Annotated in this window: 6 protein-coding genes and 1 pseudogene; 3 read left to right on the top strand and 4 right to left on the bottom strand. The window is 61.9% G+C overall.

Annotation, left to right across the window (positions count from 1 at the left end):
• The 3 genes and pseudogenes from DCO47_RS27435 to DCO47_RS25695 form a co-directional block, all read right to left on the bottom strand.
• A pseudogene (locus DCO47_RS27435) lies at nt 1-97 on the bottom strand (hypothetical protein); the annotation flags it as partial.
• Nucleotides 93-1,304, bottom strand: coding sequence for a winged helix-turn-helix domain-containing protein (locus DCO47_RS25700; protein WP_116659208.1), 1,212 nt, complete (start codon nt 1,302-1,304; stop codon nt 93-95). The gene DCO47_RS25700 and the pseudogene DCO47_RS27435, both read right to left, overlap by 5 nt.
• A 64-nt stretch (nt 1,305-1,368) precedes the next feature.
• Complete coding sequence (locus DCO47_RS25695; RefSeq protein WP_042607883.1) at nt 1,369-1,590, bottom strand: DUF1127 domain-containing protein; 222 nt, start codon at nt 1,588-1,590, stop codon at nt 1,369-1,371.
• Nucleotides 1,591-1,687: 97 nt separating this feature from the next.
• Between DCO47_RS25695 and DCO47_RS25690 the strand changes: the two genes are divergently transcribed.
• Entirely contained in the window at nt 1,688-2,542 is an 855-nt protein-coding gene (locus tag DCO47_RS25690) for a LysR substrate-binding domain-containing protein (protein ID WP_172667885.1), read from the top strand.
• On the opposite strand, the gene DCO47_RS25685 is transcribed toward DCO47_RS25690, so the two are convergent.
• A complete protein-coding gene (locus tag DCO47_RS25685; protein WP_371919902.1) occupies nt 2,532-3,278 on the bottom strand; it encodes a sulfite exporter TauE/SafE family protein in 747 nt (248 codons plus the stop codon). The genes DCO47_RS25690 and DCO47_RS25685 overlap by 11 nt on opposite strands.
• Before the next feature lie 112 nt (nt 3,279-3,390).
• Here DCO47_RS25685 and DCO47_RS25680 point away from each other — a divergent pair, with 112 nt between their 5' ends.
• Nucleotides 3,391-4,347, top strand: coding sequence for a LysR substrate-binding domain-containing protein (locus tag DCO47_RS25680; protein WP_116659206.1), 957 nt, complete (start codon nt 3,391-3,393; stop codon nt 4,345-4,347).
• A 74-nt stretch (nt 4,348-4,421) separates the two neighbouring features.
• The gene (locus tag DCO47_RS25675) at nt 4,422-4,877 is read left to right on the top strand and encodes a MarR family winged helix-turn-helix transcriptional regulator (RefSeq protein ID WP_042607887.1); all 456 of its coding nucleotides are present in this window, start codon (nt 4,422-4,424) and stop codon (nt 4,875-4,877) included.
• Nucleotides 4,878-4,923: the final 46 nt, after the last annotated feature.

Here is a 4,923-nt window from a genome sequence, read left to right as displayed (position 1 = left end):
CTTCGGCAGCCTGTTGGTCGGCGTCGCTGGCTTCCAGATTGCGCTGGATGCGCCCGAACAGGTCGAGCTCCCAGGCCATGTCCAGACCCAGGTCATAGCAATGCCAGCCTGAGCCGAGCAGCACTCTCGCGCTGACAATTCAACTGCACCCGCTCAAGCCCTAACCAACCCGCCATCCGCCGCAAATTCAGGGCCAGCGCCAGCATCCCCTCCTCGTCCAGCCCCGGCTCTTCCTCGTGAACCGCATGCACCGCCAACTGCCCCGCCGCCCGCTCGGCACGCAGATCAACCCGCGCGGCAATCCGTTCGTTGTGCAAAAACGGCAATACGTAATAGCCGTAAACCCGTTTGGGCTGCGGCGTATAAATCTCCAGACGGTAACGGAAATCGAACAGGCGCTCGGTGCGGCTGCGTTCCCAGATCAATGAGTCGAACGGCGACAACAGCGCACTGGCAATGACCTTGCGCGGCACTTTGGGCTCCGGCAGGCAATAGGCGATCTGCCGCCAATCGCCGACTTCGCACATCTGCAATTGTCCCGCCTCGACCAGCTCAGCCAGACGCGGCCGTGTATCCGCAGGATTCAGCCGGAAATAATCGCGCAAATCTTTCTCCGTACCGACGCCCAGCGCTTGCGCTGCGTGCAACAGCAAACCGCGTTGTGCTTCGGCCTCATCCGCCAGCGGCTGCTGCAGGATCGCTGCCGGAATCACCCGCTCGGGTAAATCGTACAAACGCTCAAACCCGCGTCGCCCCGCCACCGTCACCTCGCCGGCGGCGAACAACCATTCCAGCGCCTGTTTCTCAGCACTCCAGTCCCACCACGGCCCGGCCTTGTCTTCGCGGGTCGACAGACTTCCCGCGCCCAACGCGCCCCGCTCTTCAACCGTGGCCAGCACGCGGCGAATGATTTCCTGTTGTTCGCGACCAAACTTCGCCAAGTGCTGATAGATATCCTCGCCCCGCCTGGCTCGCTGCATCCGCCAGCCCAGCAACGGATGCATCGACAGCGGCAGCAGCGACGCTTCATGGCCCCAGTATTCGAACAGCGTACGGCGACGCCCCGAACTCCAGGCAGCCTGGTCGAGCAAGTCGGAAGAATAGGAACCAAGGCGGGAAAACAGCGGCAGGTAGTGCGAGCGCACCACGGCATTGACGGAATCGATTTGCAGCAGACCCAGCCGATCGATCAGCCGGTTGAGGTGGCTGGCGTTGACGGTCGGCGGCTGGCGCCCATTGAACCCTTGGGCAGCCAGCGCCAGACGTCGCGCCTGTTTGATGGAAAAGGACACTGTCGCGGGCATTGATTCCTCCATGTCTGCTCGCAACCTACCTCACCTGAAAGGGGTTTGTGTAGCGATGGCCTCATCATTTATGCATCGGGTCGTCCCAGAACGGCCGCACGGTTTCGTGTTCGACATCGGCGCGGCTGATGCCGATGTCCTTCAACGCTTCGTCGCTCAACCCGGCGAGCATTTCCCGCTCACGGTGCAGCTCGTACCAACGGCTGAACTTGTGCAGCAGATCGGACACGATATGCCCGTGGCCAGCCTGCTGTTGTTCACTCACATACTCTCTTTGACCTTTCATCGTCTTGCCTCCTTTTGTGGATGGCTCAAGTCTCGCGCCGGCGCTAAGATCAATCCAACGAATGTTTCTGATGGCATGCATCACGGAGATTCATCAATTGTCCGCGTACCCCAGTATCGATACCGATGTCCTGCGCACCTTCGTCGCGATTGCCGATCAGGGCGGCTTCACCCGTGCTGGCGAGATGGTCAATCGCACCCAGTCGGCGGTGAGCATGCAGATGAAACGCCTGGAAGAAGACGTGTTGCAGCGCCAGCTGTTCGAGCGCGATGGTCGCCAGGTGCGCTTGACCGCTGAGGGCCAGGTGCTGCTCGGTTACGCGCGGCGCATCCTCAAGCTGCACAGTGAGGTGTTCAACACCCTGCGCGAGCCGCACATGGTCGGCACCGTGCGCATCGGCACACCGGATGATTATGTGATGCGTTTTCTGCCGGGGATCCTGTCGCGATTTGCGCAGTTCTATCCGCTGATCCAGATCGAGGTGCATTGCGAGTCGAGCAAGCAGTTGCTGCAACGCACCGATCTGGATTTGTCGATCGTCACCCGTGAACCCGGTAACGAGATTGGCCAGTTATTGCGCAAGGAGCGCTTTGTCTGGGCCGAGGCGCAGAACTTCAGCGCCCACGAACAGACTCCGTTGCCGCTGGCGATGTTCAACAGCGACTGTTTCTGCCGCTTGTGGGCGTGCAATGCGCTGGACGCGATGGGCCGCGATTACCGCATCGCCTACAACAGCAGCAGCCTGTCGGCGCTGATGGCCGTGGTCAGCGCGGGTCTGGCGATCACCGCGCAGCTGGAAAGCCTGATCACCCCGGACATGCGCATCCTCGGCGCCGCCGAAGACCTGCCGCTGTTGCCCGAGGCGAGCATCATGCTGATCCGCAACCTGAACAACCCGTCGCCGATCACCGAGTGCCTGGCCGAACACATCGTCGAAGGCTTCAAACTTTAAATGCGAGCATCACCGCACACATCACCAGGAAGCCGCAGAACAGCCCGCGCAGCAGTTTCTCCGGCATGGCGTGGGCAACTTTCACGCCCCAACTGATGCTGAGCAGACCACCGACTGCCAGCGGCAAACCGATCATCCAGTCGACTTCGTGGTGCACGGCGTAAGTCACTAGCGTCACACCGGTGCTCGGCAAGGCCAGCGCCAATGACAAGCCCTGAGCGACCACCTGCGTGGTGCCGAACAGGCTGGTCAGCACCGGCGTGGCGACCACGGCGCCGCCCACGCCGAACAAGCCGCCCATGGTTCCCGATGCGGCGCCAAGCACACCCAGCCAAGGCCACGAATAGCGCAACTCGGCAGTCGGCGCCGGGCGCGGGCCGAACATCTTCAACAGGTTGTAGGCCGACAGCGCCACCAGAAACGCGACAAAGCCGATGCGCATGGTTTGCGCATCAATGCCCACTGCCCAGATCGAGCCGAGCCAGGCGAAGCAGAAACCCATCACCGCCAGCGGCAGCGCATGGCGCAACTCGATGCGGTTGCGCTGGTGATAACGCCACAGCGCCAGCATGACGTTGGGCACCACCATCACCAGCGCCGTGCCTTGGGCGATCTGCTGATCAAGGCCGAACCACACGCCGAGCAACGGAATCGCGATCAAACCGCCGCCAATGCCAAAGATCCCGCCCAATGTGCCAAGGGCAGCGCCGAACAGCAGGTACAACAGAAAATCCATCACAAACGTAATCCTCTAACGACAGGCGGCCAATGCTACGCACTCGCGCCTAGCGAGGAAACGCACAGCAACGCACAATGGCTGTGCCGATTTTGCACAAGCGTGTTTTCACATGAATCCCAACCAATTGACCGAGCAGCTTGGTCTGTTTCTCGACGTGCTGGAGAGTGGCAGCTTTTCTGCCGCGTCGCGCCGTCATCCGCTGACGCCTTCCGCTGTAGCCCGGCGCATCGACAGCCTGGAAAGTGCCGTCGGCAGCCAGCTGTTTGTGCGCAGCACCCATGCCGTGCTGCCGACTTCGGCCGGACTGGCCTTTGCCGAACGGGCGCGGCGGATCATCGCCGAATTGCAGCTGGCCCGCGCCGAGGCCGTTTCATTGAGCAGCGCGCCGGAAGGCTTGATCCGCATCGATGCGCCAGCGGCATTCGGACGGCGGCATCTGGCGCCGGTGATTGCCGACTTTCTCCTGCTGTACCCGGGACTCGATGTGCAGATGCATCTGATCGACAGCTTCATCGACATGGCCGGCAGCAGTCTGGGCAAGGTCGATCTGGTGCTGCGTACCGGGCAGTTGGCCGACTCGCGTCTGGTCGCCACGCCCTTGGCCAGCATGGTCCGCGTGGCCTGCGCGAGTCCTGACTACCTCAAGCGTCGTGGCATGCCCAATCATCCCGAGCAGTTGAGCGAACACGACGGCCTCGATTGGGAAGGCCTCGCCCCGCCCTTTGCCTGGAAATTCGAAGTGGATGGGCAGCTGCAACTGCACCGTCCGTCGCGCGTACGCCTGAGCGCCAACAATGCCGAAGCTCTGGCATGTGGCGCGGCGGCGGGTCTGGGCGTCGCACACCTGCCGACCTGGCTGGCCAGTGAATACCTGCTGCGCGGCGAGCTGGTGCCGCTGTTCTGCGAAAATGGCCTGCCGCCACCGGAGTCCACCGGCATTTATGCGCTGCGCATGGAACAGCAGATCCATTCACGCAGTCGCCTGCTGCTGGAATACCTTAAAACCCGCTTCAGTCCGGTGCCGCCGTGGGATCTGGCGCTGCAACGGCAATTCGCCGGGCACTGACGCCGGGCATATTTGTCTGGCGCATTAAAGGTTCGAGCGCTAGATTCAAAACGATCAACGATCAAGGCTTTGACATGACTTCCGAACGCGACAATTGCGACGACCTGCTGCTCGACAATCAGGCGTGCTTCGCCCTGCACTCGACCTCGCTGATGATGACCAAGGTCTACAAGCCGCTATTGCAGGCGCTGGGCCTGACCTATCCGCAGTATCTGGCGATGATGGTGTTGTGGGAGAAGGACGGTTTGACTGTCGGAGAAATCAGCGCGCGCCTGCTGACCGATCCGGGTTCGCTGACGCCGTTGCTCAAACGACTGGAAGCCGAAGGCCTGCTCAGCCGCACCCGCAGTCGTGAAGATGAACGCGTGGTAATTGTCGAGCTGACCGCAGCGGGCCGGGCATTGCGCGACAAGGCGCAGACTGTGCCGCAGTGCATTCTTGGCGCCAGCGGCTTCACCCTTGAACGCCTGCAGAAGTTACAGGCCGAGCTGCAAGCGCTGCGCGGTCATCTGCAAGACAGCCTCAACTGAACGCACGCAGCCCCCTGTAGGAGTGAGCCTGCTCGCGATTGCGGTC

Source organism: Pseudomonas sp. NDM (assembly GCF_003105095.1).
Classification (GTDB): Bacteria; Pseudomonadota; Gammaproteobacteria; order Pseudomonadales; family Pseudomonadaceae; genus Aquipseudomonas; species Aquipseudomonas moraviensis_A.
Note: the sequence above shows the minus strand (reverse complement) of the source record. Positions and strands in the feature narration are given on the sequence as shown.

Coding starts and splice junctions, on each gene's coding strand:
- DCO47_RS25675 (WP_042607887.1), top strand. CDS start 4,422: ATGACTTCCGAACGCGACAATTGCGACGACCTGCTGCTCGACAATCAG.
- DCO47_RS25695 (WP_042607883.1), bottom strand. CDS start 1,590: ATGAAAGGTCAAAGAGAGTATGTGAGTGAACAACAGCAGGCTGGCCAC.
- DCO47_RS25700 (WP_116659208.1), bottom strand. CDS start 1,304: ATGCCCGCGACAGTGTCCTTTTCCATCAAACAGGCGCGACGTCTGGCG.
- DCO47_RS25685 (WP_371919902.1), bottom strand. CDS start 3,278: ATGGATTTTCTGTTGTACCTGCTGTTCGGCGCTGCCCTTGGCACATTG.
- DCO47_RS25680 (WP_116659206.1), top strand. CDS start 3,391: ATGAATCCCAACCAATTGACCGAGCAGCTTGGTCTGTTTCTCGACGTG.